Origin of the sequence: Citrobacter sp. CK180 (assembly GCF_030333655.1) — a bacterium.
Lineage (GTDB): Bacteria > Pseudomonadota > Gammaproteobacteria > Enterobacterales > Enterobacteriaceae > Citrobacter_B > Citrobacter_B koseri.
In genome coordinates this window covers 22,749-48,904 of the sequence record NZ_JAOWFM010000037.1, presented here as the reverse complement: position 1 = coordinate 48,904, position 26,156 = coordinate 22,749, and the positions used below count along the sequence as shown (strand labels likewise).

General features: G+C 53.3%; 30 protein-coding genes. 7 read left to right on the top strand and 23 right to left on the bottom strand.

Annotated features, from left to right (window positions below; all coding sequences use genetic code 11):
* Nucleotides 1–3 precede the first annotated feature (3 nt).
* The 8 genes from OGV50_RS05755 to OGV50_RS05720 form a co-directional block, all read right to left on the bottom strand.
* Complete coding sequence (locus OGV50_RS05755; protein WP_012133675.1) at nt 4–699, bottom strand: FliA/WhiG family RNA polymerase sigma factor; 696 nt, start codon at nt 697–699, stop codon at nt 4–6.
* Between the two features lie 19 nt (nt 700–718).
* The gene (locus OGV50_RS05750; RefSeq protein WP_012133676.1) at nt 719–1,189 is read right to left on the bottom strand and encodes a flagellar basal body-associated FliL family protein; all 471 of its coding nucleotides are present in this window, start codon (nt 1,187–1,189) and stop codon (nt 719–721) included.
* A 13-nt stretch (nt 1,190–1,202) separates the two neighbouring features.
* Complete coding sequence (locus tag OGV50_RS05745) at nt 1,203–2,276, bottom strand: flagellar hook-length control protein FliK (RefSeq protein WP_286488380.1); 1,074 nt, start codon at nt 2,274–2,276, stop codon at nt 1,203–1,205.
* A complete protein-coding gene (locus OGV50_RS05740; RefSeq protein WP_012133679.1) occupies nt 2,276–2,581 on the bottom strand; it encodes a hypothetical protein in 306 nt (101 codons plus the stop codon). Before OGV50_RS05740 ends, OGV50_RS05745 begins: the two co-directional genes overlap by 1 nt.
* The gene (fliS, locus tag OGV50_RS05735; RefSeq protein WP_012133681.1) at nt 2,578–2,970 is read right to left on the bottom strand and encodes a flagellar export chaperone FliS; all 393 of its coding nucleotides are present in this window, start codon (nt 2,968–2,970) and stop codon (nt 2,578–2,580) included. The genes OGV50_RS05740 and fliS overlap by 4 nt, the downstream gene beginning before the upstream one ends.
* Before the next feature lie 22 nt (nt 2,971–2,992).
* Complete coding sequence (gene fliD, locus OGV50_RS05730; RefSeq protein ID WP_286488379.1) at nt 2,993–4,321, bottom strand: flagellar filament capping protein FliD; 1,329 nt, start codon at nt 4,319–4,321, stop codon at nt 2,993–2,995.
* 204 nt (nt 4,322–4,525) lie between these two features.
* Nucleotides 4,526–5,419 carry a flagellin N-terminal helical domain-containing protein gene (locus tag OGV50_RS05725; RefSeq protein WP_071259971.1) on the bottom strand — a complete coding sequence of 298 codons (894 nt, stop codon included), beginning with the start codon at nt 5,417–5,419 and terminating at the stop codon, nt 4,526–4,528.
* Nucleotides 5,420–5,679: 260 nt separating this feature from the next.
* On the bottom strand, nt 5,680–6,558 hold the full coding sequence (locus tag OGV50_RS05720; RefSeq protein ID WP_024130628.1) for a flagellin N-terminal helical domain-containing protein: 879 nt from the start codon (nt 6,556–6,558) through the stop codon (nt 5,680–5,682).
* 743 nt (nt 6,559–7,301) lie between these two features.
* On the opposite strand from OGV50_RS05720, the gene OGV50_RS05715 reads away from it, so the two are divergent.
* Together OGV50_RS05715 and OGV50_RS05710 are read left to right on the top strand one after the other, a co-directional pair.
* Nucleotides 7,302–8,255, top strand: a complete 954-nt coding sequence (locus tag OGV50_RS05715) for a winged helix-turn-helix domain-containing protein (RefSeq protein WP_047458621.1) — start codon at nt 7,302–7,304, stop codon at nt 8,253–8,255.
* The gene (locus OGV50_RS05710) at nt 8,227–8,697 is read left to right on the top strand and encodes a hypothetical protein (protein ID WP_047458624.1); all 471 of its coding nucleotides are present in this window, start codon (nt 8,227–8,229) and stop codon (nt 8,695–8,697) included. The genes OGV50_RS05715 and OGV50_RS05710 overlap by 29 nt, the downstream gene beginning before the upstream one ends.
* 40 nt (nt 8,698–8,737) lie before the next feature.
* Here OGV50_RS05710 and OGV50_RS05705 read toward each other — a convergent pair whose 3' ends face one another.
* The 12 genes from OGV50_RS05705 to flgB are packed head-to-tail and all read right to left on the bottom strand — an operon-like array spanning nt 8,738 to nt 18,519.
* Nucleotides 8,738–9,742, bottom strand: coding sequence for a hypothetical protein (locus tag OGV50_RS05705; protein ID WP_112002451.1), 1,005 nt, complete (start codon nt 9,740–9,742; stop codon nt 8,738–8,740).
* A gap of 5 nt (nt 9,743–9,747) precedes the next feature.
* Nucleotides 9,748–10,665: a flagellar hook-associated protein FlgL gene (flgL, locus tag OGV50_RS05700; RefSeq protein WP_075203780.1), complete on the bottom strand. Its 918-nt coding sequence runs from the start codon at nt 10,663–10,665 to the stop codon at nt 9,748–9,750.
* Between the two features lie 22 nt (nt 10,666–10,687).
* Entirely contained in the window at nt 10,688–12,073 is a 1,386-nt protein-coding gene (gene flgK, locus OGV50_RS05695) for a flagellar hook-associated protein FlgK (protein WP_012133692.1), read from the bottom strand.
* Nucleotides 12,074–12,076: 3 nt separating this feature from the next.
* Nucleotides 12,077–12,466, bottom strand: a complete 390-nt coding sequence (locus OGV50_RS05690) for a rod-binding protein (protein ID WP_012133693.1) — start codon at nt 12,464–12,466, stop codon at nt 12,077–12,079.
* Between the two features lie 9 nt (nt 12,467–12,475).
* Nucleotides 12,476–13,579, bottom strand: coding sequence for a flagellar basal body P-ring protein FlgI (locus tag OGV50_RS05685; RefSeq protein ID WP_012133694.1), 1,104 nt, complete (start codon nt 13,577–13,579; stop codon nt 12,476–12,478).
* Entirely contained in the window at nt 13,579–14,244 is a 666-nt protein-coding gene (gene flgH / locus OGV50_RS05680) for a flagellar basal body L-ring protein FlgH (RefSeq protein ID WP_012133695.1), read from the bottom strand. The genes OGV50_RS05685 and flgH overlap by 1 nt, the downstream gene beginning before the upstream one ends.
* Nucleotides 14,245–14,270: 26 nt before the next feature.
* Nucleotides 14,271–15,056 (bottom strand): flagellar basal-body rod protein FlgG, encoded by a 786-nt coding sequence (gene flgG, locus OGV50_RS05675; protein WP_012133696.1) that lies wholly within the window; start codon nt 15,054–15,056, stop codon nt 14,271–14,273.
* Between the two features lie 21 nt (nt 15,057–15,077).
* The gene (locus OGV50_RS05670) at nt 15,078–15,809 is read right to left on the bottom strand and encodes a flagellar basal body rod protein FlgF (protein WP_012133697.1); all 732 of its coding nucleotides are present in this window, start codon (nt 15,807–15,809) and stop codon (nt 15,078–15,080) included.
* Nucleotides 15,809–16,999, bottom strand: coding sequence for a flagellar hook protein FlgE (gene flgE / locus OGV50_RS05665; RefSeq protein WP_012133698.1), 1,191 nt, complete (start codon nt 16,997–16,999; stop codon nt 15,809–15,811). Before flgE ends, OGV50_RS05670 begins: the two co-directional genes overlap by 1 nt.
* Nucleotides 17,000–17,033: 34 nt before the next feature.
* Nucleotides 17,034–17,717 (bottom strand): flagellar hook assembly protein FlgD, encoded by a 684-nt coding sequence (flgD, locus tag OGV50_RS05660; protein ID WP_012133699.1) that lies wholly within the window; start codon nt 17,715–17,717, stop codon nt 17,034–17,036.
* 2 nt (nt 17,718–17,719) lie between these two features.
* Nucleotides 17,720–18,145 carry a flagellar basal body rod protein FlgC gene (gene flgC, locus OGV50_RS05655; RefSeq protein WP_110494618.1) on the bottom strand — a complete coding sequence of 142 codons (426 nt, stop codon included), beginning with the start codon at nt 18,143–18,145 and terminating at the stop codon, nt 17,720–17,722.
* A gap of 23 nt (nt 18,146–18,168) precedes the next feature.
* Nucleotides 18,169–18,519 carry a flagellar basal body rod protein FlgB gene (flgB, locus tag OGV50_RS05650; RefSeq protein ID WP_012133701.1) on the bottom strand — a complete coding sequence of 117 codons (351 nt, stop codon included), beginning with the start codon at nt 18,517–18,519 and terminating at the stop codon, nt 18,169–18,171.
* A gap of 78 nt (nt 18,520–18,597) precedes the next feature.
* On the opposite strand from flgB, the gene flgA reads away from it, so the two are divergent.
* The 5 genes from flgA (at nt 18,598) to OGV50_RS05625 (ending at nt 22,646) form a co-directional block, all read left to right on the top strand.
* The gene (flgA, locus tag OGV50_RS05645) at nt 18,598–19,389 is read left to right on the top strand and encodes a flagellar basal body P-ring formation chaperone FlgA (RefSeq protein WP_115609572.1); all 792 of its coding nucleotides are present in this window, start codon (nt 18,598–18,600) and stop codon (nt 19,387–19,389) included.
* Between the two features lie 131 nt (nt 19,390–19,520).
* The gene (flgM, locus tag OGV50_RS05640) at nt 19,521–19,793 is read left to right on the top strand and encodes a flagellar biosynthesis anti-sigma factor FlgM (protein WP_012133704.1); all 273 of its coding nucleotides are present in this window, start codon (nt 19,521–19,523) and stop codon (nt 19,791–19,793) included.
* A 2-nt stretch (nt 19,794–19,795) separates the two neighbouring features.
* Nucleotides 19,796–20,233 (top strand): flagella synthesis protein FlgN, encoded by a 438-nt coding sequence (locus OGV50_RS05635; protein ID WP_012133706.1) that lies wholly within the window; start codon nt 19,796–19,798, stop codon nt 20,231–20,233.
* A 73-nt stretch (nt 20,234–20,306) separates the two neighbouring features.
* Nucleotides 20,307–21,554, top strand: coding sequence for a class I SAM-dependent methyltransferase (locus tag OGV50_RS05630; protein WP_012133707.1), 1,248 nt, complete (start codon nt 20,307–20,309; stop codon nt 21,552–21,554).
* Between the two features lie 18 nt (nt 21,555–21,572).
* A complete protein-coding gene (locus OGV50_RS05625) occupies nt 21,573–22,646 on the top strand; it encodes a glycosyltransferase family 2 protein (protein ID WP_049009293.1) in 1,074 nt (357 codons plus the stop codon).
* A gap of 99 nt (nt 22,647–22,745) precedes the next feature.
* Here the strand turns inward: OGV50_RS05625 and OGV50_RS05620 are convergent, their stop codons facing one another.
* The 3 genes from OGV50_RS05620 to OGV50_RS05610 all read right to left on the bottom strand — a co-directional run bounded on the left by OGV50_RS05620 (nt 22,746) and on the right by OGV50_RS05610 (nt 26,152).
* The gene (locus tag OGV50_RS05620) at nt 22,746–23,633 is read right to left on the bottom strand and encodes a glycosyltransferase family 9 protein (protein WP_180961885.1); all 888 of its coding nucleotides are present in this window, start codon (nt 23,631–23,633) and stop codon (nt 22,746–22,748) included.
* 110 nt (nt 23,634–23,743) lie between these two features.
* The gene (locus tag OGV50_RS05615; RefSeq protein WP_104869030.1) at nt 23,744–24,685 is read right to left on the bottom strand and encodes a hypothetical protein; all 942 of its coding nucleotides are present in this window, start codon (nt 24,683–24,685) and stop codon (nt 23,744–23,746) included.
* Between the two features lie 33 nt (nt 24,686–24,718).
* Nucleotides 24,719–26,152: a glycosyltransferase family 2 protein gene (locus tag OGV50_RS05610; protein WP_024130631.1), complete on the bottom strand. Its 1,434-nt coding sequence runs from the start codon at nt 26,150–26,152 to the stop codon at nt 24,719–24,721.
* Nucleotides 26,153–26,156: the final 4 nt, after the last annotated feature.

Here is a 26,156-nt window from a genome sequence, read left to right as displayed (position 1 = left end):
CTTTCACTTCTGGAAAAAAGACTGAATTTTTTGCGCAATGATTTTATTGAGCTGACATACCCTGGCCTCGGTTAAATTGAGGACCAGCGCAATTTCCTTCAGGCTCATTTCATGCTGGTAATAGAGCGTGAGAATAAGTTGCTCACGCTCATCAAGACTCGCCAACGCGTTGCGTAGCGTTCTGCTGACGATGATCTCTTCTTCAAGCGGACGGCTATCCAGCGCCCCCGCATATACGTCATTACCCAGAAGATCGTCGAGACTCTCCAGCGTTTTGGCGCAATCGAGTAAGAGATATTCCTGATACTCTTCAGCCGTAATGGAAAGATGGTGGCTGATATCCTCAAAGCTGGGCGTACGCCCCAGCTGACGCGCAATCTCGCGGATCGCGTCATTGAGCTTATGCGTTTTCTGTCGCAAACGACGCGGACGCCAGTCAAGCAACCGCAGCTCATCCAGTACCGCGCCGCGAACGCGTTGTATGGCATAAGCGGCAAACTGCTCATCAGGATGACCGTAACGGCGCAACGAGGTTAATAACCCCATTAGCGCGATCTGTTCCATATCATCCCGATCAATAACGCTACTGGTCTGGTAAGCGAGTTGCTTCACCACTTTGTTGACGAGCGGCAGATACGTGCTGACATAGCGCGCTTCATCCGCAGGCGTCAGCGTTTCACTTGCGATAAAATCCATCATGTCCAATACGGCTTATCAATCACTGGAAGACCATTTTGCTGATGATGACGTCATCAAAGGGGACGTCCATCTTCAGGCTGTCGAATCTGGCGGCATAGGCGGCTTTGAGTTTGTCGTGCAGGTTGCTGACGCTTAGCGCACGCACGGCGTCATAGTCCATTTCAGAAAACAAATTGACGGTCGCCCCGCGAATCGCAGGGATCATGTCTTGCGCCGTCCGCGCGTTTTCCGCGCTCATGGTCGCCAGGTTCAGTTCCAGCATCAGATAACGCTCCGCATTACCTTTCCCTTTCAGGGTGATGAGGATGTTTTTAATTTCCACGAACTCCACCTGTTGCGGCGTGGAGGATTTAAATAAGCTCGTCAACGGATTGCTCTCCGATGCCGTGTCCGCGCGAAGTAGCCAGGTGCCGGCAACGGTTAAACATGCCGTCAGTAAAGCGGTAACCAAAGCGATCGCCAGCCCAAAGGAGATTGTTTTTGCGTTCATAAATGTCTTTTTGTTAAACGGTCAGTAATACCGAATCATCTTCACGGCGGGTGCTTTCTGATTCCGGCAGACCTGCCGCGATCTCATCTCCCGCCTGAATGATGGCGTGTTGTTGTGCGAACTGCTGTTCTTTGCCCTGCTGCTGCCCTGACTGAGAGGAGACCTGCACGTTTACCTGAACAAAGTTCTGTTCGGTCAGGCTCTGGCGCAGATCGTTGCTCGTTTGCTGAAGCGCACGATAGACCTCAGCATGGCTGGCGTTGATTTGTACCTGTACGCGCCCGTTATCAAGCTGCAACGAGATGTCGATCTTGCCCATTTCAGGCGGATCGAGACGGATAGTGGCGTGCTGGATCTGGTTCTTCACCTGAAGTTGCAGACGATCGCCCAACGCGCTTTGCAACTGCTGCGTCCAGCGGGAGGTTTCCGTATCAAGTTTTAATGTCGAGGTATGCGCAGACATTGCATCAGGCGTCACCGCCGCCGTTGGCGTCGTGGAGACAACGGAGACCGGCTGCGCATTCACTGTCGGCGTCGCCACAGCGACTGCGGTCATAAGCTGCGGCGTAATGTGCTGCAACCCTGCGGTTGGCGTCTGCGGCGACTCGGTCGCAGGCGTTACGTTAACCCCTGCCGCCAGCGTCGGGCGCAGCATTGGCGATAACGTCCCCTTCTCCTGCAACTGTCCCGCCAGTAACGGCTGCGTCTGCAACGTCAGCGCATTCATCTCGTTTTGCGAACGACCCGCGTAGCTGACGGGTTTAACCGGCATCTGCCCGGTCATCAACAGCGCCTGCAACAGCTGCTGTTGCGCATCGTCTTTCAACGGAGAGGCATCCTTCTGATGCCGATCGCCCGTATCGTCCTCGTCCTGCACGCTCACCGGCTGCGCGCTGACGGTAATCCCCAGGGCATTTTTGCCCTGCCCGCCCATCAGCGTGCTGACAACATTCATCAACGCATCGTTGAATCCTGGCTGCGTCTGCCCGGCAGATGACTGAGCGCCGCTCTGCCCGGCGATCGTCTCCACCTGCATCGGCAAACCGGAAGCGTGCCCCGCATTTTGAGAAAGATTGAGAATATCCATTACCCCATATCCTCTGCGTCCATAAACGCGGCATACGCCGTCGCACCTTCACGATTGCGCATGGCGAGCGCCATTTTGTTCGCGATAATGTCGCTCTGCCCCTGACAGTAATCGCGCACCTGACGGTGAATCTCCCGCAGCTCGTCCAGGGCTTTGCTGTCTGCCGCGTCCAGGGGTTTACCCCGGACAGCGGTAAGCAATTCAGCAATCTTCAGGTCAACATTCCGTACGGCAGACCAGTTATGGTCGGCTGCGGCCTGGCGTAACGCCTGCATCAGCGTTCGCATCGTCAACGCATAGCTCATGTTCCCTGACCCATTTTTTCCCAGCCGTCCTGAATATTGCCGAGGATAACTTCCACCTCTTCAATATTTTCGACAGACAGCTTGTGGCTGGCGTCATAGAGGCGGTAAACGCAGTAGTCATAAAGATTCGCCAGACTTAATGCCAGCTCGCCGCCTTTTTCAAAATCCAGCGCGCTGGTCAGCGCGTTCAGGATGTCGATGCATTTATTAATGCTTTGCGCCTTACGTTCGTAGCGACGCGCCGCAATATGGCTTTTCGCGCGTACCAGTTCGTCCATCAGGCCATTGAACAACATCAGCACTAACTGATGCGGATTCGCTGCTGCGGCCTGAATCGCCAGGTCAGATTGGTGATAGAGGCCGAAGCCTTCCTGCTCGTTACCGTACATTGAAAGTTAAATTCCCTAAGAATTAGCTAAACATACTCATGGTGTTATTCATCTGCGTCATGATCGACTGTAACTGCGTGAACTGCTTCAGATAGCGGTTATAGGAGGACTCATAACGCGTGTTCATTTTTTCGGTTTTGGTGTCGATGTCGCGCTGCTGTCTGTCGAGCGTTTCCTGGCGACCTTTTAATAAACCGGTGCTGGTGTTCAGGTATTTATCCAGCGATTTATCCATCGCTTTAATCAGCCCGTTATTCCCGTTGAAGAAATCAGCGACCGATTGCGGATTTGATTTCAGTTGCTCATTGAGCGTGTCGGCGTCGATCGACAGCTTGCCGTCTTTGTCGGCAGTAATGCCGAACTTCGTCATGTTTTGATCGCCGAAGGTGCCGCGCAGCATGTTGCTCAGATCGTTGGTTAACGAGGAGATACTGGCATCACCGGCAAACGCGCCGCGCGAATCAGAGCTGCTGCCGGTCGCCGTCAGCCCGGAGATGGTGTCCTGCAACGTGTTATAGGCATCGATAAAGGCCTGGATTTGCTCCTTTGTCCCCGTGGCATCCGTGTCGACTGAAATAACCAGCGGCTTGTTGGCTTCGGTGGTGCCGGTCAGTTTGATCGAAACGCCGTCTACCAGGTTATCCAGGGTATTGGAGCTGCTGGAGTAAACGGTGCTGGAATCGCCAACGGTGAATTTGGCATCTTTACCGGCGGTAATCACATTCTCGCCATTAAAGATATCCTGACCGTTGGTCATGCCGCTGGTATCCAGCTGAATATCGTATTTCTCGCCGCTCTGATAGCTGCTCATCATCAGCGTCACCTTGCCATCAATACGCATCAGCGAAGCGGTAACGCCGTTCTGACCGTCGTCAGAGGTCGCGGTGTCAGACGCGCTCGGGAAATCCGCATTATTGATGGCGTCGGCAAAATCAGCGAGGCTGTCTAAATCATCCATCTCAATTTCAAGGCTCTCGCCGTTGAGATTGATCTTCAGCGTACCGCTGGCGTTTTTAATCGCCTCATCATCAAGCCCGTCAAACCCTTTCTGCTGCGCAGAAGCCAGTTGGGTGACGTTCAGGCTGTATGTCCCTTTACGGGCAGACGCGCTGGCGGTGATGGTCGCGATCCCTTCCTGGTTCATGGTCGCGGTATTTTTCAGCACGCTGGTGCTGGAGGAATTCAGCCCGGTGATTGCCGAACGGAAATCCGACAGGGCGGTACGCAGCGAGGAAAGCGCTTTTTTCTGCGCTTCCAGCGTGGAAGTCTGTGATTTCAGCGAGGTTTGCAGCGCAAGAATGTCATAGCCTGCCAACTGTGTGGCCAGTGTCGTTGGATCAAAATCAGACATAGTGGGTTTCTCCGGGCACGCGCGCCGCTTTCAACATACAGTAGATAAAGCAACTATCGTGCCAATTTTTTAATAAGTATTTATCAATGAGTTACGTAAGAGGAGGAATGTCCCCTTCCGCAATTTCCGGCAGAAGGAAGCGCATTGCCGGATACAAAAACACCGCCATACAGCGGTGTTTTAGGGGCAGATATCCGCGAAGGATTAACCCAGCAGAGACATCACCATGCTGGACATGCTGTTGGACTGTTTCAGCATGGACATGCTGGTTTGCGCCAGCATCTGGTTACGGGTCATAGAGGAGGCTTCGCTGGCGAAGTCCGCATCCTGAATGTTGCTCAGCGCCAGATCGGTGTTGTCTTTCATGTTCGCCAGGTTAGCCGCGGTGTGGCCCAGGCGGTTAATGCTCGCACCCATTTTGGAACGCACGGCGCCGACGTCATTCAGCGTAGTTTCCAGGTTGTTCATCAGATCTTTCGCGCCGGCAGCGTCAGTAATGTTGATGCCGCTGGCCGAGTAGTAGCTGCTGCCTATATCGCTAATCGTGCCAAAACCGCCGCTGGCATCAATCAGCGAGTCGGTGCCAGAACCTTTCAGCTCTTTAGACAGATCAACCTGCATGGTTTCATCGGTGGAAGAGCCAATCTGGAAGTTCATCGCTTCGCCAAACTTACCGGAAGCGCCGAACAGTTTGTCACCTGCATAGGAGGTGTTATTCATGATGTTCTGCAACTCAGAGTTCAGGTCGTTCAGCTCGGCGTTGATGGCATCGCGGTCTTTGGTGGTGTTGGTGTCGTTCGCTGCCTGGGTGGCAAGGTCTTTCATGCGGTACATGATGTTGCTCACTTCGTCGAACGCACCTTCGGAGGTCTGTAGCAGCGCAGTGGCATCAGAGATGTTGCGCTGTGCAACGGCCATGCCGTTGGTCTGGCCCTGCAAACGGGTGGCAATCTGTAGACCCGCCGCATCGTCCGCTGCGGAGTTAATACGCTTGCCAGTACCCAGACGTTCCATTGCGGTGGACAGCAGATTGTTGGATTTATTCAGGGCATTGGTGGATGCCATGGAAGAAGCGCTGGTGAAAATAGAAAGCGACATAGATATTCCTTATTCATTCAGGTTATTCATTCAGGTCATTCATTCGTTGTACTGATTCAAAACGACACATCCATTTCGAAAATTAAATCCGACGACGTTCGAATGACCATTTTTCAGGCAACCCGGGGAAAAAAATGGCGAAGAAAGACGGCAAAAGGAGCTGCACGGCAACAGCAGACACAAAAAAAGCCGCACCCCGTGCAGGATGCAGCGTCATAAGAACACATCGCCTGCCTTTCCAGGCAAGCGGCGGCTTACTGTTAACCCAGCAGAGACATCACCATGCTGGACATGCTGTTGGACTGTTTCAGCATGGACATGCTGGTCTGCGCCAGCATCTGGTTACGCGTCATGGAGGAGGCTTCGCTGGCGAAGTCCGCATCCTGAATATTGCTTAGCGCCAGATCGGTGTTGTCTTTCATGTTTGCCAGGTTGGCCGCGGTGTGGCCCAGACGGTTAATGCTCGCACCCATTTTGGAGCGCACGGCGCCGACGTCATTCAGCGCCGTTTCCAGAGAGTTCATCATCGCCGTAGCGTCGGAGGCGCTCCCGATGTTGATACCGGAAGCGGTGTTGTTCCAGTCACCGATACCCGAGAAACCAGAAGCGCTAAACAGGCCACTCGCTGTACCGCCCAGTTCATCACCCAGGCTCACGGTCATGGTTTCTCCAGAGGAAGAACCAATCTGGAAGTTCAGGGAATCGGCAAATTTACCGCCAGTACCGAATAATTTATCGCCTGCATAAGACGTGTTGCCCATGATGTTTTTCAGTTCGGCATTCAGGTCGTTCATTTCAGCGTTGATGGCATCACGGTCTTTGGTGGTGTTGGTGTCGTTCGCTGCCTGGGTGGCGAGATCTTTCATGCGGTACATGATGTTGCTCACTTCGTCGAACGCGCCTTCTGCGGTTTGCAGCAGTGCGGTGGCATCAGAGATGTTACGCTGCGCAACGGCCATGCCGTTGGTCTGACCCTGAAGGCGAGTGGCAATCTGCAAGCCGGCCGCATCGTCCGCTGCGGAGTTGATGCGTTTGCCGGTGCCCAGACGCTCCATTGCGGTGGACAGCAGATTGTTGGATTTATTCAGGGCATTGGTGGATGCCATAGAAGAAGCACTGGTGAAAATCGAAAGCGACATAATATATTTCTCCTTGGATTACCTGTCTGTTTTATCAGGTTCTTGTCGTTGCTGACTGATAAAAACGACCCACCACAACGAAAAATTAAATTCATTTAATGAAAATTTATTTAAAGATTTGTCACCCTCTTTTTTCAAGACGAAAAATATCCAATTAATTATTCTTATTATACCATCCTCAATAAACCACCTTTAGCCCGGCAATAAAACCAACCCCATAATTATGCAATCAGGCGACACAAACGATAAAAAAATTAACTCCGCTCCTTTATTTTTTCTTGTTTATTGTTTTAATCTGCCAAAAAATATACCCACACCCCATGAAAGGAGATTAATGAACACAAATTTTTCACATTCGCAGGGCCTGATTTTACATAAGGATCTTTTAACTATTTCGATTAACTTTTAATCAGAAGAATTAATAATAAGGCGAATCTTTCACTGCAAATGAGGTTGCACATCACATTTTTATCGCGTAAAAAGAGCGCCAGGAAAAGATGATTCCGCGATAATCAGAACAACAGCAGGCCGCTGGTGTCTTGTTTCTGAGTGCTGTTCAGGCTGAAAAACAAACTCAGTCATCGGCAAAAGCGCTTTTCGTTTCCTCACCTCCCGCAGGCAAGCGGCATTCATTAAGAATTTCAAATGGAATTAACAGATAGTCAACATCCGTGTTCAGGCTATATTTTCTTGCGATATTTAGCCGTTGCATTTACTGGGGTGGTATATCCATCGATGAATAAATGAATAAACGCTATTACTCCGTTAATAACTGGCTGGTTGATATCCCCTCGGGATCTATTCTCCATTTAACAACAGGGGAACGTAAACGTCTGGGAGAATATCAACTCAAGCTCCTTGAAACGCTCATGCAAGATGCGGGAAAGATCTTTACGCGTGAAGAACTCACCACGCTGGTCTGGGAACGCCGCGTCATCGGTAATAACAGTCTGCCCAATGCCATCCACGCGCTGCGTACGGCACTGGAAGACGACGGCAAAAAGCAAAAAATCATCAAAACCATCCCTAAAAAAGGGTATTTGCTTGAGCCTGATTATTGCTGCTTTATCGAAAAAGAAGAGAGCGAGGTTCGCGATCCCGAAGAAAATCATCTTCCGCTGGAAGAAAACGCCCCCTCCGATTTAGCCGGGGAATATGAGGTTGTCGACGAGACGTCACTTCCTGTCGCGGAACAAGTGAACGATATCGTCCGCGTAACGCCGCCTGCAACGACCAGGCCAGTGAAAAAATCCATCCACTGGACCACCGTGTTTTTACTGCTCGCGCTGACGGCGATCGGCAGCATACTCTTTACCGGCTGGTACATGAAACTGAAAGGTCATGAACATCTGGTCGCCCAGGAGATACAGCCTAACGTTTACAGCAACATCAACCTGTATTCCATTGGGACGAGCAGCGAGCCGTCTTATGACGCCAATAACTTGTACACCAAGCTGAAAGACACTTTTTATACCATTAATCAGCAGATCAAAATGCAGTCAGTCAGGATGAGCGTCTACTTTAGCATCACCAATTCATCGCTGAACTACACGTTCGCCCTTACCAGCCAGTGCGACAAAAAGCAGTTAGCGATGACGATTTATCACTGGCGTATCGATCCGACACGGCTGAACAACCTGATTATGCGTGAAACCCGGAGAAAACTGAATGAAATGGCAACATGCAAAGAAAGTTAATCTTGTGATTTTGTTGAGTATTTCCGTGCTTCTCGCCATCGCATTCGGCACCAGTGCCCTCACAGGCGGCGCAGAGCGCCCCAATACGGATGTGGAAGGGACTTTCCAGCTTGGTTTCTATGACCTGATGTCGCAGACGAAAGAAATTTATAATTCACGGATGAAAACAACGAAAGGCACCATTCTGGCGACCATTACCAGCCCTGATGACAATCGTTTCGTACTAAAGGAAAAATTTACGCCGACGTCAGGGAAAAACGGCAAACTCTATTTTTACCTGACGCCCATCTACTACACCACCACGCACAAGGGGCTGATGATAGATGGTCTGGTCGATATGTTGATGAACACCAATTTCTGGATGGAGCCGCTGGCATTTAACGGGCAACCGTTGGTAGTAGGGCAAAGTGGGTCGATTTTTCTCTACCCCATCCAGCAGTAAGTCAAAACCGGAGGCGGAGGCCCGCTTCCGGTTACGATAATCACCCCAGCAAATTTTTTACCGTCGCCAGCCTGACGTTGGCCTGCGCGCCCAGCGCCCTGGAGAGGGTGCTGTAGCTACTGGCGCTGCTCGCCAGCGCCTCTCCCAGGCCGCGCGCGGTTTCCCGGGCCTGCGCCGGGCTGTATACCGTCGCCATATCATTGATGCGCGACGCCACGCGCTCCTGCTGTTGACGAAGCCTGCTGCGCTGGGTGGTAATGTGCTCCAGCGTATTTTGCAGCTTTACCTGGCTTTCCCTTTCCCGACGCGTCGCCAGCGAAACAACCTCATCGCTGCTTGCCGTTTCCGCCTGTGGCGTGAGCAACGTAAACGCATCGGCGGGGAAATGCCTGCCCTCTCCGCGCACGGTGAGCTGTTGGCTGACCCGCTCCCAACGGCTTTCATCCACGCTGAACATCAGTTGCCCGTTTGCCGTCTGACGCGCATGAATCCCCAGACGGCCCAGCCCCACATTCAACTGGGTCAACGTCTGACGCGGCGTCGCCTCTTCCGGCAAAGAAATGGCGGTCATCTCACGCTGTCGCCCGCCCAGTGAAAATACCAGCGTTTCTCCCCCCGGCTGGCTGAGAAGCCTCTCACTGCCGGGAAGCGTAAAGTTAACCGTGCTTTTTTGCTCCAGCGACGCGGTCAGATGGCGATCGACAGTGCCGCCGGAAAGCTGCGTCCGACGCATCAAATGTTTTTGCAGCGTATTCGCCGGCTGCGTCGCATCGCCGCGAAGCGACGACTGACGCACCTGCAACAATTGTGTTTCCGTCTGCGCCAGATAGCTGTCAGCCTGCTGCACTGCCGTGAGTTGTTGATTTAGCTGTACGTTGTAGCGCATCGGACGGCGGGACAACAGCGCCGATTCGGGGAACGCATTGCGGGTCGCGGTGATTTCTGGCGCGTTGACGCGGCCGACCGTTTGCGGAGCATCAATGCTTCCGCGCCCGGTTGCGGGCGCGGAAGTCGTAAGGGACGTTGTTTTTAAACCTACCTGCATAACAATTACAACAGACTAAACAAGTTAAGCTGACTCACCATACTGTAAGCCTTATTAGTGATCTGCACCGACTGCGTATACAGTTGCAGGTTGATACTGGTGGTCGCCCAGTCCGTTTCGGACAGGTCCCGTACAACCTGATCGTTCGCAAGGCTGACATCGCTGTGCGCATCGCTGAGCAGCGTCAGGCGGTTCTGACGGCCGCCAAGATCGGTGAAGAGGCTGGAGATGTTATCGCTGGTATTTTGCGCGACACCGATCATCTCCTCCAGTTCGTCTTTATAGTCAGCGTAATTCGCGTTCGGGTCCTGCATTTTGTCGCTGAGCGCTTTCAATTTATTCAGCATCTCAAGGTCGTTTCCTGAACCGGAGAATGCCTGAGCAACATGGGTGTTTTCCGTAATAGAGACGCCGTTCGCAACAATCGTTTCGCGGCTGCTGTCATTGCCGCCATACACATACTGCCCTTTCGCCTCATCCCACGTTACCGTCTGGCTGTCGGTCTGCGTGCCGGAAAACAGATAGCTGCCGTTTTCATTTTTAGCGTTCAGGGTGGCGACCAGCGAATCCAGCATTGAAGAAAGCTCCATGCCGTAACCCGCCATATCTTTCTGGCTGAGCGTACTGTTATTCGCCAGCTTCAGCTTATCGCCGACCGCCAGCATCTGGTTACTGAGCGCGGTGATGTTCGACTCCTGAATCGACAGCGCGCCGCTCAGGCTGGAAATATTGCTCTGATACTGTTTAATCGCAGACTGCTCACGGTTCAGTTGCACCAGACGACTTGCGGAAACAGGATCGTCAGACGGCACATTAATGCGCTTTTGCGTCGACATCTGCTCCATCAACTTACTGATACGCGTGCCGTTAACGCCTAATTGCGCCAGCATGGCATTTGAGTTGTAAAGACTACTAATACGCATAATTTAAATTCTCTGATGGCGCTTAAAACATCCCCAGCAGGTCGCTGAAGATCTGATTTCCGGTGGAGATCACCTTCATGTTCGACTGGTAAGCCTGCATGTAGATCTGTAGATTAATCGCCTCTTCATCCTGGTTTACCGCGCTCAGGTTATCGCGCTGATTCTGCGCCTGGTCGCGCACCGTCGACGCCGCTTCCATTTCTGTTTTGCTCTGCTTACTGGCAATACCGATAGTGGAAATGATCGCCGCCGCCCCTTCGCTCAGACTCATATTTCCCAGACCCGGAATATCCGTTTTCTGGTTTTTCAGTTCGATCAGCGCCTTCAGGTTATCACCGTTGCCCGGTACGCCCGTGCCGTCGTCGGCCTGGATGCCGGACAGCGCCAGTTCTTCAGGCTTCAGGTCCGTCACCTGCAACATGCCCGCAGGATTGCTCGGATCGAAAGTAAACAGCGGCTTGCCTGAATTGCCATTCAGGTCATAGCCCTTCGCCAGCTGATCGTTAAACAGTTTTGCCACCGATTCCGCCATCCCTTGCACCGAATCTTTCATCTGTTGGAGGGTGCCGGTTTCATAATCATACAGCGCGCCAAGTTGACCGCCCGCCGACGGGTTCAGCGTGAACTCGCTGGTGGAAAATTTCAGCGTCAGCGTGGAGTTGCCGTTGGCGTCCTGCCCCGCGCTGAGCTGCCCGGCGACCTTACCGCTCACCAGCGGCTGACCATTCGCCATTGAGACGGTGTACCCGCTGGAACCATCGTCCGTCACCTTCACGTCCGCCAGCGTACTTAACTGTTTTACCAGTTCATCACGCTGATCGCGCAGTACGCTGCTGTTACCGCCGGTTGACTCCATGTCGGTAATTTTTTTGTTGTAGTCCGCAATACTGGTACTCAGGGTGTTGATCTGGTCAACCATCGCGTTGCGCTGGGTGTTGATCGACTCTTTCTGGCTGGAGATGAAGTTGTTAACGTTATTGAAACGGGTCGCCAGCGCGCCCGCCTGGTTAATAAGCTGCTGACGCAGCGCCGGGGATTCCGGCGTCTGGGTCAATGCGCTCAGGGCGCTGACAAAATCATCCAGCCCGTTACCAAGACTGGTAGAGTCGGTGCCGATCACCTGTTCCAGCGCGCCAATATATTGATTTCCGGTTTCGAAATAGCTGGCTTTCGAGTTGGTCTGCCACACCTGATTAACCAGATACTGACTGGAGATGCGGCGAATACTGTCGACCTGTACCCCGTTCCCGGCGGTAAAACCCGCTTCCCCCATTGGGCCGATGGAGCTTTGGATAATGCCCTGGCGGCTGTACCCCGGCGTCAGCAGGTTAGCGATGTTCATCGAGGTGACATTCATGCCCACCTGGGCTGCCTGCAAACCGCTGAAGGCAATATTAATCATACTCATGGCTTACTCCTGCCCGCGCATTACCGGAACCACAGGCGTTTTAAGTTCTTTCGGTTGCTCTTCTAAAGCGGTCATTTCATCCGTTTTCTTAAGCGGCGTATTCACCTGCGGCGAAAGCTGGTTGATGATCATCTGGGTAATCCCGGTGCTGCGCTGAGACGCCAGGTCAGACGCCAGTCGGTCATCGTAAAAATCACGCATCATCCGCTGCTGTTTGCTGTTGAAAGGGTTGTCTTCCCCCAGCACATCGGACGCCTTGCGCATTTGCGACAGCATGGAACGCAGCATCAGCGCCTCAAACTGTTCGGCGGCCTGTTCAAGATTCTGCGGCTTTACCTGCCCGGAGAGATCGCCGGGCAGAATCGCGGTTTGTCGGTTAATGGCATTCAGCATGGTATTTCCTTAAATCACGACCAGTTCAGCATCCAGCGCGCCAGCTTCATGCAGCGCCTGTAAGATAGCCATCGTGTCGTCCGGCGCCGCGCCAAGGCTGTTAATGGTATTCACGATGCTGCGCAGGCTGGTTCCTGCCGCAATAGTCACCATCTGACCCCGGCCACGGTTAACATTGACGTCGCTTTCCGGCGTGACAACCGTTCTTCCCTGGCTGAATGCGCCAGGCTGGCTGACGTTCGACGATTCGCGGATGGTGACGGTCAGGTTGCCGTGTGATACCGCCGCAGCGCGCACCACTACGCCATCGCCAATGACCACCGTTCCCGTTCGGGCGTTGAACACCACGCGTGGCGGCTGTTTACCGGCGTTAATCTGCACATCTTCCAGAGAGGACATAAAGGCCACCCGATCGCCCGCGCCCATCGGCGCACGTACCGCCACGTTAGTCGCGCTTTGCGCGGTCGCCGTGCCGGAACCAAAGGCGTTGTTCAGCGCGACTGCGACGCTGTTGGCAGTCTTAAAGCTGGGACGTTTCAGGTTCAGCATCACCACCGGCTCCTGCTGGAAATCGCTCGGCACTTCGCGCTCCACCGAGCCGCCGTTTGGCACACGGCCAACGGTCGCGGTGTTGATGGTCACGCTGGAGCCGCTGTTGCCCTCGGCTTTCACGCCGCCTACCACCACATTCCCCTGTGCCAACGCATACACTTCGCCATCGGCACCGCGCAGTTGAGTCAGCAGCAGCGTACCGCCACGCAGGCTTTTCGCATCGCCAATCGAGGAGACGGTTACATCAATACTTTGCCCACGCGCATAGCCCGGCGGCAGCGTGGCGCTAATCGCCACGGCCGCGACGTTCTTCACCTTCGGATCAATCTTCGCAGGCAATTGCACGCCAAACTGGCGCAGCATGTTGGTAACGGACTGGCTGGTGAACTTGACCTGGTTTTTATCCCCTGTACCGTCAAGCCCCACAACCAGGCTGTAGCCCACCAGCTGGTTGCCGCGCACGCCCTGAATATCGACCACATCGCCAAGACGCTGCGCCGCCGCGTTCATGCTGCAAATCAGCAGGAAAAAGAGTGCCAGTTTACGCATCATGGCCTCCATTAAATTGGGAACAGCGGGTGGTTGAAGAAGCGGGTCAGCCAGCCTGCCGCATTCGCGTCGCTGAGCGCGCCGCGTCCGGCATAGGAGATACGGGCATTGGCGATTCGCTGTGAAGAGACGGAGTTGTCGCGTTCGATATCTTCCGCGCGCACCAGGCCCGTCACCCGCATATACTCATCCCCCTGGTTGAGGGTAAGCCATTTCTCCCCGCGAATCGCCAGCACGCCGTTTGGCAACACTTTATAAACCGCAACGGTGATCGCGCCGCGCAGACTGTTTTGCTGCTGCGAGGTGGCATTACCGTTAAAGTTTCGGTTGCCGTCAATCGAGCCGGAAAGCTTATCGATTGAATGGCCGAATGCTTCCGGTATCCCCAGGGAAACATCGTTTTTCTTACCAAAGTTAGTGCGCGCCTGCTTGCTGGCCTGAGTAGACTCATCCAGCTTAACGGTCAGGATGTCGCCTACGCGATAAGCCCGGCGATCCTGGGTTAACGACCAGTTGTAGTTGCCGTTATATAACCCACCGCCGCGCACCTGCGTTTCAGGCACCACGATATCTTCCGGCGGCGCATACGCCGCATCGTCTTTTTTCACCAGCAACGCCGGGCTTTCGCAGCCCGACAAAAACAGCGCCAGTAGACTGATAACTAACTGCTTTTTCATTTCTCTTTCACTTTAAAGCCCTGTCGTTACATCGACTGGGTGACAAACTTCAACATGTCATCGGCGGCAGAGACCATCTTGGCGTTCATTTCGTAGGCACGCTGAACGGTGATCATGTCGACCATCTCTTCAACGACCTGTACGTTAGAACCTTCCAGAGAGCCCTGCTCCAGCTGTCCGAGCGCGTCCTCGCCGGGTACGCCTTCAACCGCTTCGCCGCTGGCCGCCGTTTCACGGTATAAGTTGCCGCCTATCGCCTCCAGACCGGCCGGATTGACGAAGTTCACCAGCGTCAACTGCCCCAGCTCCACCGGATCGGTTTCGCCTGCCACCGTCGCGGTAATGGTGCCGTCTTTACCAATCTGCAAATCTTTGACGTTCTCCGGCAATTCAATCTGCGGCACCAGCGGCAGCCCCTGCGCATTCGTCAGCACGCCATCTGGCGTTTTCTGGAAATTACCGGCGCGGGTATACGCGATATCGCCATCCGCAGTTTCCACCTGGAAGAACCCTTGCCCGGTGATCGCCACGTCGAAGGTTTGCCCGGTGTTCTGGATGCTGCCGACGGTAAACTCTTTCTGCGTCCCGACGATCTTCACCCCGGTGCCGTACTGAATGCCGGTCGGCGCGATATTGTTCTGATCGAGCTGCCCGCCTGGTGTGCGCTGATTCTGATAAAACAGATCGGCGAACATCGCGCGATCGCGTTTAAACCCGGTGGTGTTGACGTTCGCCAGGTTGTTGGAAATCGCGGTCATTTTGGCGTCCTGCGCCGCCAGGCCGGTTTTACTGATCCATAAAGCGGGATTCATCTTTATTCCTTCTTATTGTTATCAGGTGCCACGAATCAGACGGTTGCCTGAATTAGCGAGATCTTCAGCGGCTTTCATCATCTTGATTTGCGCTTCAAACTGACGATTCAGCGCAATGCTGGCGACCATCTCATTAATGGCCGAGACGTTAGCGGTTTCCAGATGCCCGGACGCCACCATCACCTCTTCATCGCGTGGGTTAATCGCCGTGTTGCTCACCAGAAAGCCATCCACATTTTTGCTCAGATCGCTTACCGGAATGTTCACCAGCTTGATGCGGTCAACATCAACCGGCGCGGCAATATCGCCGTCGTCAGGCACGATAGTGATCACACCGTCTTCACCGATGCTGACGGACGAGAACGGCGGTAAAACGATCGGGCCGTTGTCACCTTCAACCGGCAGACCGTTGATCGACAGATCGCCCTCCGGGCTGACGTCGATCTGCCCGTTGCGGGTGTAAACCTCACGGTTGCCGCTGGCCAGCGCAATCAGCCCATCGCCTTTAATGGCGATATCCAGATTGCGCCCCGTTTCACGTACCGCGCCAGGCGTCATATCCACGCCGCCCTGAGTAGGCAGCGCCATATAACGCGAGGCATATCCCTCGCCGTTAACCTGCTGAGAAATCGCATTATCAAGATCGCTACGAAACCCCTGGGTATTCACATTCGCCAGGTTGTTTGCATGGATCTGCTGCTGCGACAAACTGCGCGATGCGCCGCTCATGGCGGTAAAAATCAAACGATCCATTACACCGCCTGGAAGAGAGCGTTCATCATGTTGTCGTTGGTGCTGATAACCTTCGTGTTTGCCTGGTAATTACGCTGCGCGGTCATCAGACCAACCAGCTCAGAGGTCAAATCCACGTTTGAGGATTCCAGCGCGCCGGATTTCACAGAACCCAGCAAACCGGTGCCCGGCGTTCCAGTCAGCGGCGCGCCGGAACTGGCGGTTTGTACCCACGTCGTGCCGTCTTTTGACGCCAGACCATTCGGGTTCGCAAAGTTCGCCAGCACCAGTTGCCCCTGCAACATCCGTTCGCCGTTGGAGAAGGTCGCGTAAACGCTGCCGTCTTCATCAATCGCCTGACCGGTACGTTCGCCAGACGCGTAGCCGCTACTGTTGTTTTTGCTGACGGAGAAGTCAGAACCGTACTGGCTGGTGCCGTTGTAGCTCAGATCGATAGAGAGATCCGCCGCGCCAGAGATCGATGTGGTCAGGTTCGTCAGGCCAACCGGGCTTTTCAGGACGCCCTGCTCGGTAAATTCTATCGCCTGGCTGCTGTCCGGGATTTCCACGTCGTCCATGTAATAGTGAACCTGCCAGGTGTTCTCGCCGGTTTTCACAAAATACTGGTTCAGCGTGTGCTCGCGTCCCAGGGAATCAAAAACCTGCGTGGTGTAGGTATTGTTATAGGAAGTGCTGTCTTTTGGGTTGAAAGGCGCCGTCTCCGGTTCGGCGGCGCGCGCATCCAGGTTGGCGGTGAAGTCGAGGCTGTCGGTCGCTTTCGCCGGAATAGAGCCGCTGCTGATCGTCAGATTGCCGATCGTCCCCACTTCTATCTCGCCGTTAGCATTAACCGGGTAGCCCTGAAGATACATCCCCAGGTTGTTGATCAGGTTGCCGCTACTGTCGGTGCCGAAGTAGCCCGCACGCGTATATGCCGTGGTCCCCGTGCTGTCACGCACCATGAAAAATCCGCTATCGCTGATCGCCAGATCGAGCGCATTTCCGGTGGTAGAAATGTTTCCGCCTCGGGTAATACTCTGGGTCACACCAGAAACCCCTACGCCCAGCGGCTGGCTTTCCGCATACAGTGAGGAAAATTCCGCACGGCCGGATTTGAATCCTACGGTGCCGGAGTTCGCAATGTTGTTGGAAATGGCGTTCAACTGCTCGGTAATCGCATTCAGACCGGAGGTCGCAATATTAAAACTCATAATAAATTCCTGTTAACTCAACGCTTAACCCGACTTACGCACGTTTCTGCGAGTCGCTGCCAAACTGGGTAATATTGTTGTAAGCAATTTCACCGATTCCGGTGATATTCAGTTGGATGGCGCTGCCATCAAGCGGGATGCGCACATTGTTGACGATACCGCCCACTTCAACAGGAATGCCTTCTTCGCCCGTATCGGTCACAACGCTAAGGGTGTATTTCCCTTCGCTCAGGCCCAGCTCCTGCGGGTCAATGGTGAAGTCCACCTGCCCGGCGTCCTGTTTCCCCAGCTCAATTTTGTGCTCGGTGCCGGCCGCGTCTTTGACGATGACCGTCGTCACACCGGAAGCGTGATCCAGCGTCAGACGTCCGTTAATCGTCGTTTCGCCGTCAGAGTTGATAGCGTCGGTCTGCACCATCACATGCTGCCCGACCAGATTGCCGGTAGTGAGCGTTTGCAGGTTGTCCATCAATACGGAACTGTTCGCCATCAGTTGCGACATGGTTTCCATTGACTGAACCTGCGTCAGCTGCGCCAGCTGGCTGACATACTCGGTGCCATCGGTAGGGTTCAGCGGGTCCTGATTCTGGATCTGCGCGACCAGAAGCTGCATGAACAGCGTGTTCATGCCGGCTGCGCTGCTGTTATTGTTGTTACTGGCAATGCTGCTATCCGACGTTCCTGTCTGGCTTCTGGTGGACGTGCCGTCTACATTCATCCTTATACCTCTCCGAGTCTCAGCAGACTTTGCTGCATGCTTTTAACACTGTTCAGAACATCAACATTGGTTTCGAAACCGCGCGACGCCGACATCATGTCCGCCATCTCCTCTACCACGTTGACATCCGGGTAGTAGACATAGCCATCCGTATTCGCCATCGGGTTATGCGGCTCATAACGCTGTATGGCATTGCCGGTTTCGACAACATCCATCACCTGGACGCGCGCGCCGGTTAACGCCCTGCTATTCATTAACTCATCATTCTTATAAACCGCAGCAAACACCGGACGACGGGCTTTATAGACGCCGTCTTCGGTGGCGGAGGCGGTTTCCGCATTAGCGAGGTTACTGGCGATGGTATTCAGACGAACGGTTTGCGCCGTCATCGCCGACCCCGAAACGCGATAAATATCGGTAAAAGCCATATTCCGTTATCACCTGCGTAGGATTACTTACCTTCAATGGCCTTTTTCAGGCCCGTGAATTTCATGTTTAAAAATGCCAGGCTCATCTGATAATCCTGGGTATTCTTCGCAAACTCAGCCTGCTCGACGTTCAGCGCAACGGTGTTGCCATCGGAAGAGGGCTGATAAGGCACACGGTACATCTCTTGCGGCGCTGACGGATTCGAAAAACTCCACGATGAACGTTGCATCTCAGCGGCAAAATCAATATCTTTAGCCTGGAAATTGGGGGTATCGACGTTTGCCAGATTGGCTGACAGCAACTCTGCTCGGGAAAGTCGAAGCGCTACAGCCTGTGGATGAACGCCCAATGCTTTGTCAAAAGTAATACTCACAACTCACACCCTCGTGATGCTAAACCTGCAATGATCTGCTTCCCTGTATAGCAATATCCATGCCAAGGTTTTAACATCATGATTTTTAATGGCTTTATTGGTTTTATCTCTTCCCGGGTGAAGCGTTGTTTCCGCCCTGGAACGTTATCCTTCCTGCTGATGCTTTTTACGGCGCTGCCATCCTTCGCCGCCCCGGAAAAAGTGCAGAGCGCGCGTAAGCAGGTCACTGCCGCCGTTCAACATCACGCAGCGCAAGCCCTTCGCCAGGAGGCCGGGCGCCGCAGGTGGCCCGAGTACCAGGCGAAGATGAACCTGTTTATCCCTTCCGACGTCTCCCGGTACGCTCCCTGCCCTGACGCGCTAACCGTGTCGCTGCCCGGCGGCGAACGCATCGATCTCAACCGCCTGCGTTTTGATGTGCGCTGTGAAGGGCCGCAAGGCTGGGATGTCGCCGTCACCGTCAAACCGGATGTCTATCTTCCGGTGGTGATCGCCAAAAATTCGCTGGAGCGCGGCCAGGTGTTATCCGCCAGCGACGTATCCATCAAAAAGCTCAACATCAGCAGCACGCGCGGCAACTACCTCACCGACCCGGATGAGGCCATTGGGCTGACCGTGAAGCGCCGCATTCGTGAACTACAGCCGATCACCCTGACGCAACTGGAATCTCCGGTGCTGGTTGAACGCGGTCAGCGCGTTCTGATGATCGCCGAACAGGGAGGCGTAGAGGCCCGTACGATGGGGGAAGCCATGAAAAAGGGACGTAAAGGCGAAATGATTAAGGTGAAAAATGAGAGCAGCGAGCGGGTGGTCAGCGCGATTGTCGCGGACGCTGGCGTCGTCAAAATGGTCTACGCCAGCGGAAACTAAAAATATTCATTCGCGGTTTAAGTTTTACCGGCAGCAGGCCGCTCTTTAACGGTGAGGGCATCGGAAGTCCTCCTTCCGCAGGGCAGGATTCATCCGCAACCATAACGAAAAGATGAAAAAGAGGCGAAGCGATGAAAGTAGTAGCGAATCAATACAATCTGGCAACCGCAATCAACAAGAGCAGCGCCGCAGAACAGACCCGCACTGTCGCTCAGGAAGGCACGAAAATTGAGCGCAGCGCCGCGATCGATCCGGTACTGGGCGATGCGCAAACACAACTCTCTGCGCTGCCGGAAGTGGATATGGCGCGCGTAGCTGAAATGAAAGACGCTATCAGCAGCGGTAAAATCGCGGTTAACCTCGATTCGCTGACGGATGCGATGCAGAAGTATTTCCAGAGGTAATTATGACTAACGCCGCTCAGAGCGTTAAAACACTGATACAGGACATGGCCGAAGACCGTAAGCATTACCATGTCCTGAATGATTTACTCATACAGCAGCGCGACCACATTATTGCGCGCCGCGCCGCAGAGCTTGACGTGCTGAACGCGCAAATCATGGCGTGCTACCAGCACTTGTCGCAGCACAGTCAGCAACGTTATCGCCTGCTTGAACGGTTAGGCATTAACGCCAACGCGCAGGGCATGCAAACGCTCATTGCCCGCCTGCCTGCCGCCCACCAGCCTTCCGTTTCCGCTCTCTGGCAAAGTCTCCAGCAACAGGTCGCGCAATGTCAGGCCACCAATGAATACAACGCCATGCTGATGAATATGCAGCAGGAGATTCTGACCAATCTGTTGAATATCAGCGAACCCGAAAACTGGCTGTATCAGCAGGGGTAATGCGCTGTAATTTATTGATTTGTAGCTTTGTTCCGTTTGCGTTCTATCCGTAATTTTCATCGAGGCCAATATTATGGGGCAATTACGACGCTTCAACCTTCCCCACCTGATTCGTCACTATCGTGTTACTCATGTAATTGAAACAGGTTTTGGTAAAGGTGCATCAAGTGTATATGCCTTACGCTCAGGTGCTGAAGAAGTTTATTCCTGTGAAATCTATAAACCGTTATTTGATGCCGCGCCAAAAATAGACAATCTGCATCTGTACAATGAAGACAGCCTGACATTTTTGTCTCATGAAGAAATTAAACGCACTCTTTTCATCAAGCGCGCCGTTGTTTTTCTGGATGCACACTTCCCCGGCGCGGATTTTAAATTCGAGGACTACCAGAGCAATAAATACAATGAGGAAACGCGCCTTCCTCTGCTCAATGAGTTACGCCAGCTAAAAGAATTTGCGGATAATGCGCTGATTATTATTGACGATAGCCGTATCTATCTTCGCGTCATGCATGAGGCCACCGGCTGCAAAGCGCTCCCTCCTCCCACAGAAGACGCTGAGAACGCGTTTCTGGAAGCGCTTGAGGCCTATAGCGGGACGCATATCATCAAACATTACCCCGATGACCAGGGCTACGTTGTACTTTGGCCTAAAAGCTGGCGAGAATTCGGCGTTAACACCCATATTCTGGCAGGAGACCGGACTGCCGCCCCCGTATTTCGAACGGGGATACCAGGAACAACCTGTATGTCAATTAACAGGCGATTGCTTGATGCGCGTTTCAGTACTCGCTGGCTGTCAGGAAAAGGTCTGGATATTGGCGGCGGCGATGACAGTATTGCGTTGTATCAAAGCCTGTTTCCTTTAATCCAATCAATAACCGTATTCGATCTTCAACAAGGTGACGCGCAGTATTTAGCCAGAGTACCGGATAACGAATTTGATTTCGTTTATTCAGGGCATTGCCTGGAGCATGTTATGGACCCCTACGTCGCGCTGCCTCATTGGTTAAGGGTCGTAAAACCCGGCGGTCATCTGGTTTTAACCATTCCAGACGAAGATTTATACGAGCAAGGCGTTTGGCCTTCAACCTTCAACGACGATCATAAACATACTTTTACGCCCTTTAAGCATCGGAGCTGGTCGCCTGTTTCCGTCAACGTATTATCGTTATTACAAACCCTGCCAGGGAACTTCAGCATTGAGAAAATAGAGAGGCTGAATCATAGCCATTTAAAAGGTATGCCTCGATTCGATCAAACGCGGACGGCGTTTGCTGAATCCGCAATTGAGATAATCATCCAAAAGCTGAAATCATAGCAACAGGGAGAGTAGCCAATGAATCACCCTGTCGTATCGATTATTTTGCCGGTCTACAATGTCAGTGCATACCTTGAGCGCTGCCTTGATTCACTCGTTGCGCAGACCTGGCGGCATCTGGAAATTATCGCGGTTAATGACGGTTCGACAGATAACTCCCGGGATATTCTGGCGCGTTATCAGAGCCGTCTGCCGGGTATGCGTATCGTTGACCAGGAAAACAGAGGACTTGCCGAGGCCCGCAACGCCGCGTTAGCAAGCGCATCAGGTGAATATATTTATTGCCTGGACTCTGACGATCATATCGCTTCGGATGGTATCGAAACCATTGTGCGCGAAATGGAAAAGCATCACCTGGATGTCCTGTTTTTCTCCACCCATCTGGAATTTCACCTGCACCATATCAGCAACAATATGGTTTCCGGGTATTATCAACGGCCGCGTAATCTGATTAATAAAACATTTCATGCCGAAACGTTCTTTAATCACTGCATTACCGAACGCGCCCGAACAGGACACGGTTACTCCGTTGTGGTCTGGGGATATGCCTGGCGGCGAAAAACATATGCTCATATGCGGTTTAAGACACCGTTTTTTGAGGATGAATACTTCACCACCGAATTGCTACTCAGCGTGCCCGACGCAAAAGTAAGGTGCCTTGCCGACAGACTGTATTTCCATACCATTCGTAACGGCTCAATCACCACTTCCAGCAGCAAAGCAAAACGCGCGCTGGCTATCCTTGATACCTTCCGACTGCTGCTTCCCCGGGCCGGAAATATCAGCAATCCCCAAACCGTACAATGTTTAAACCGATATACGGGTATGCTATATCAGGATGCGATAATCCGTAATTTGCCCGAAACGCTGCCTTTATTTTCCGCACAGAAGATGATTCACTATCTGGCATCCATTTTTCATGAACTGTATGTAGACACGCCAACAGAGAATGGGCTTGTGTTGCTGCATGCCTTGATTAACCAAATTGCTCGCGACAGCAATATTATTGATGAGAGCGAATTCATCGCGCTATCAGGCAGAATTGAACTGGCGATAAAGAACAAAAGAAGAATATTAGCCGAAGGTTTTTAGTCTTCATACCACGCTATTTAGCAATACGATTGGCTATGCCACATAGCCAATCGCTTTTACCAGATATTCCTTCAGGAACCGGCACGACAAGAAATAACGTTATTCCTGGAGCGATAAAACAAAACTGACCATTTGGGTATACAGCATCGCCGGTTCATATTGTCGCAGACAACGGAAAGGGGTTTTATGAACGCACCAGTTTGCAAATTCCTGAGTCGTCGGCACATCAAAAGGGCGTTTAAGCACGGTGGTGAAAATGACATCGTTCATCAGCAAACGCGCACATGGCCCATGACTACAGGCGAGATCAATTCCCATACAACGCCAGCCCGCTTCCCCATAACGAAACGGCAATCGGTGTTCCGCAGCCACGGTTGAATAGAGGGCTACCACAGGGATATCTGTTGCCGCCGCAAGCATGACCGGCCCTGAATCACAGGAAACCAGCATGTTCGCTCGCTGCATAAGCGCAACCGTTTCCAGCGCTGAAAAGCGGTCAATAGCATTGATAACCCCGGCCGGATACGCTTCCGCCATCGATTTTCCCGCCTCAGAGTTGTTATTGCTCCCAATGAACACAACTTGCCACCCCGTTTGCAGCCACATTTGCGCCAGCTCATGCCAGTTATTTTGCGGCCAGGTCCGGTTTGGGTGCCCAATATTAGGGTGCATTAATAACACCGGCGCGTTCTCTAATTTATGTTGCTGCCAGAACGCGTCAACGGCACTGTGGGCAGATTCTGGAATGACCAAATCGAGGTGTTTATCCGCTGCGGACGCCTCAAGCCCTGCCTGCGCGAGAAAAGCATCGATCATATGTAGCGGTCTGAGCGCATGGGCCCAATGCGTAAAGTCAAAAAGTCGCCCTTGCGCCTGCGCCCGCTGAATGCATTGATGCTGCTCCGCATTAAGAGAATCCACCGGCCAGACCTCGCTGATATGCGGGCATGCCCGCGCCAGCGCGCTAAAGTGCGGCTGGCTCAGCATAACAATGCTCGCGCCGGTTTTATTTTTGATGGCTCTGCACGCTGCCAGGAGATACAGGGTATCTCCCATTGCAGCATTAAGATGTAAATAAACAGTATCCATATGATTTATTACAACAGCGACAACCCGCACAGCAGGCTGTAGTCAGAGGTATGCGCCGCATTCGCGGAGAACGGATTCTGCTGCTGCCACCCCTTCAGCGCGTTAATCAGCAGCACGACATCATCCTGCGTCAGCGCTCCCTGTTCGCGGCGGATTGCGCACAGCATTTTGATCTGGAAGAACTGGTTGGCCAGCCCCAGTAGCGCCTCACCGTAATTGGTGCATTGAATGCCGGGGAATACATCGTTATACAGTTGATAAATCAGCGCATTACGCAGGATATGCGGCTGTTCATCAAACAGTGGAATGGTTGACCAGAGCGATTCCAGTTGCTGAAGACGATCCGCCAGCCGCGCTGGCTGCATCACCGACAGCTCGCTCATTTTCAGCGCCACGCTCATTTTTTCAGTCAGCGGCAGATTCAGATTCAGGCGTACCCGGCCCATCTCTTTCAGCGCGGCAATGCGGTTTTCAGCAATCGGAGGCAACAGCGCAAACTGCTGTGTCAGCACGCCTTGTTCTGCCAGCATCGCCAGTTGCTCTCCCATAGAGGACAGCAGGGCCGGATCGTGCTCGCCGCCGTCCAGATACTGCTGCGCCTTACTCAGCAAAACGCCGATCGCATACAGGCTGCCTTCCAGCGACAGCGCAGGATGTACCGCCAGGTTAATACATTGCTGGTTCAGGGTTTCGCTCCAGGCGGATAACTCATCTTCGCCCTGCGCCTCCCCTTGCGAGGTGTGCAGGATAAAGGCCTCCGGGTTAAGCAGCATCTCTCTGGCCGCCGCTTCACAGGTGATATCCAGACTTTCACGCTGCTGGTTTTTCAGCTTCACGCTAATACGCGGCCAGTTTTGCTGCGCATGCTGGCAAGCCGGGCACTGGCACAGGGTTTCTCGCGCATCAAAGCGTGACACAAATTCAGGTTGGTAATGTTCTATCAGTTCCATGTTTGCTCTCTCCAGGCGTATTCTGGCCTGCGGTTAGCGGTGTTTACGGAAAAACCAGTGCGTACAATCGATGATTTCGCCACTTTTAGGGTCCGGGTGATGTTGCAGGAAGGCAAAGCTTGGGCTGAATCCCAGCCACAAATCCCCCTTATTCATTAATGCCGCCCAGCAGCGATCCAGGCTTGCCGGATAGTCCATCGCCTGGCGATAGGCGTCCAGCAGGGCATCGTAATAACCCGCGTTAACGGCATACGCGCAGCCGCAGCCCGCGTTATAGATCCGCGCTACGCCCTTCAATGACTGGGTGAGCGTAAAGTTTTCATAGCGCCCGCCGAGCAGAAGCACCTGCCAGTTAAGCTGGTTCAGGCCATTCAGCAGCTTGTTGATGTCGTTAACGGCGTTCTCTTTTTTGACGAACTGCACGTCGGCATCCAGCAGCAGCACATTTTTCCAGCCTTCTTTCTGCGCCCGCTCAAGCACCTGGCAGTGCGTTGCCAGTTCCGCCCGTTCCGCCGACGCCTCCGCGTTTTTCGCTACCGGCCAGATCTGTTCGCCTCGCAGGCCAAAATCCAGTAAAGCCTCGCAGCGACGGGCCAGCTCCGCCTCTTTTGCCGGGTCGTAGAGCACCGCCACCTTTTCAAAAGCCTGCCAGTTCACCTGAACATTCAGCGGCGCATGACTCAGTCGACGGTAGTGCGCCAGCAAGTTCGCGTCATCGACAATGTCTTCCAGCGTCAGATCCACCGGCGTGGAGCTGCCCATGATGAAATCTTTGTCATAGGTATTGCTGCTGTGCGAAATACAGAGAATGGCGCGCTTCGGATCTATCTGGTGAACCGGCGTGGTAAAGCCTTTCAGGAATCCCGTCTCTTCCGCTTTTGTCGCATCGTCGTCATAACGATTTTTTTTCAACAAATTGCGGTGATACCCAAAAGTGCCGTTCAGCGCATGTCTCGGCCCGAAAGGGTGCGTGATATAGATTTTGTCCAGATGGCTGTACCAGATATAAATCTGATCGCTGCCGGAGAACAGCGCGTTGCTGGCCTGCATCTGCGCCACCTGCCAGGAAATTTTATCCGGCGGGTAATAATCGTCATCGTCAAAACACAGGATGTACTCTCCCTGCGCCATCGCATTGAGCATGTTACGTTTTTGCCCCAGTACCAGGCGCGCTTCACTGTGGACATAACGCACGTTGGGCTGCGACGGGTCCGTCATCATCTCAATCAGATCGGCATTGCTGACCGGAGAATCATCCAGAATAATCAGTTCGCGTTTGTCAGCCGGATAGTCCTGGTACTGCCAGATATACAGCAGATACGGCAGGAACTCGCGTCGGTTATACGTCGGGCAGACGACGCTAACGAACGGCGTGCTGTGAACGCGCGCCGTCTGCTGACGGTGAATCAGCGTCCCCATCAGAGAACGCGAAGACGTTTGCGGGAAACCCGGTTTGTTTCTTTTCATAGCG

Excerpts from the sequence above, each read along its gene's own strand:
- OGV50_RS05755 (WP_012133675.1), bottom strand. The coding sequence starts at position 699 with ATGATGGATTTTATCGCAAGTGAAACGCTGACGCCTGCGGATGAAGCG.
- OGV50_RS05750 (WP_012133676.1), bottom strand. The coding sequence starts at position 1,189 with ATGAACGCAAAAACAATCTCCTTTGGGCTGGCGATCGCTTTGGTTACC.
- OGV50_RS05745 (WP_286488380.1), bottom strand. The coding sequence starts at position 2,276 with ATGGATATTCTCAATCTTTCTCAAAATGCGGGGCACGCTTCCGGTTTG.
- OGV50_RS05740 (WP_012133679.1), bottom strand. The coding sequence starts at position 2,581 with ATGAGCTATGCGTTGACGATGCGAACGCTGATGCAGGCGTTACGCCAG.
- fliS (WP_012133681.1), bottom strand. The coding sequence starts at position 2,970 with ATGTACGGTAACGAGCAGGAAGGCTTCGGCCTCTATCACCAATCTGAC.
- fliD (WP_286488379.1), bottom strand. The coding sequence starts at position 4,321 with ATGTCTGATTTTGATCCAACGACACTGGCCACACAGTTGGCAGGCTAT.
- OGV50_RS05725 (WP_071259971.1), bottom strand. The coding sequence starts at position 5,419 with ATGTCGCTTTCTATTTTCACCAGCGCTTCTTCCATGGCATCCACCAAT.
- OGV50_RS05720 (WP_024130628.1), bottom strand. The coding sequence starts at position 6,558 with ATGTCGCTTTCGATTTTCACCAGTGCTTCTTCTATGGCATCCACCAAT.
- OGV50_RS05715 (WP_047458621.1), top strand. The coding sequence starts at position 7,302 with ATGAATAAACGCTATTACTCCGTTAATAACTGGCTGGTTGATATCCCC.
- OGV50_RS05710 (WP_047458624.1), top strand. The coding sequence starts at position 8,227 with ATGAAATGGCAACATGCAAAGAAAGTTAATCTTGTGATTTTGTTGAGT.
- OGV50_RS05705 (WP_112002451.1), bottom strand. The coding sequence starts at position 9,742 with ATGCAGGTAGGTTTAAAAACAACGTCCCTTACGACTTCCGCGCCCGCA.
- flgL (WP_075203780.1), bottom strand. The coding sequence starts at position 10,665 with ATGCGTATTAGTAGTCTTTACAACTCAAATGCCATGCTGGCGCAATTA.
- flgK (WP_012133692.1), bottom strand. The coding sequence starts at position 12,073 with ATGAGTATGATTAATATTGCCTTCAGCGGTTTGCAGGCAGCCCAGGTG.
- OGV50_RS05690 (WP_012133693.1), bottom strand. The coding sequence starts at position 12,466 with ATGCTGAATGCCATTAACCGACAAACCGCGATTCTGCCCGGCGATCTC.
- OGV50_RS05685 (WP_012133694.1), bottom strand. The coding sequence starts at position 13,579 with ATGGAGGCCATGATGCGTAAACTGGCACTCTTTTTCCTGCTGATTTGC.
- flgH (WP_012133695.1), bottom strand. The coding sequence starts at position 14,244 with ATGAAAAAGCAGTTAGTTATCAGTCTACTGGCGCTGTTTTTGTCGGGC.
- flgG (WP_012133696.1), bottom strand. The coding sequence starts at position 15,056 with ATGAATCCCGCTTTATGGATCAGTAAAACCGGCCTGGCGGCGCAGGAC.
- OGV50_RS05670 (WP_012133697.1), bottom strand. The coding sequence starts at position 15,809 with ATGGATCGTTTGATTTTTACCGCCATGAGCGGCGCATCGCGCAGTTTG.
- flgE (WP_012133698.1), bottom strand. The coding sequence starts at position 16,999 with ATGAGTTTTAATATTGCGACCTCCGGTCTGAATGCGATTACCGAGCAG.
- flgD (WP_012133699.1), bottom strand. The coding sequence starts at position 17,717 with ATGAATGTAGACGGCACGTCCACCAGAAGCCAGACAGGAACGTCGGAT.
- flgC (WP_110494618.1), bottom strand. The coding sequence starts at position 18,145 with ATGGCTTTTACCGATATTTATCGCGTTTCGGGGTCGGCGATGACGGCG.
- flgA (WP_115609572.1), top strand. The coding sequence starts at position 18,598 with ATGATTTTTAATGGCTTTATTGGTTTTATCTCTTCCCGGGTGAAGCGT.
- flgM (WP_012133704.1), top strand. The coding sequence starts at position 19,521 with ATGAAAGTAGTAGCGAATCAATACAATCTGGCAACCGCAATCAACAAG.
- OGV50_RS05635 (WP_012133706.1), top strand. The coding sequence starts at position 19,796 with ATGACTAACGCCGCTCAGAGCGTTAAAACACTGATACAGGACATGGCC.
- OGV50_RS05630 (WP_012133707.1), top strand. The coding sequence starts at position 20,307 with ATGGGGCAATTACGACGCTTCAACCTTCCCCACCTGATTCGTCACTAT.
- OGV50_RS05625 (WP_049009293.1), top strand. The coding sequence starts at position 21,573 with ATGAATCACCCTGTCGTATCGATTATTTTGCCGGTCTACAATGTCAGT.
- OGV50_RS05620 (WP_180961885.1), bottom strand. The coding sequence starts at position 23,633 with ATGCTGAGCCAGCCGCACTTTAGCGCGCTGGCGCGGGCATGCCCGCAT.
- OGV50_RS05615 (WP_104869030.1), bottom strand. The coding sequence starts at position 24,685 with ATGGAACTGATAGAACATTACCAACCTGAATTTGTGTCACGCTTTGAT.
- OGV50_RS05610 (WP_024130631.1), bottom strand. The coding sequence starts at position 26,152 with ATGAAAAGAAACAAACCGGGTTTCCCGCAAACGTCTTCGCGTTCTCTG.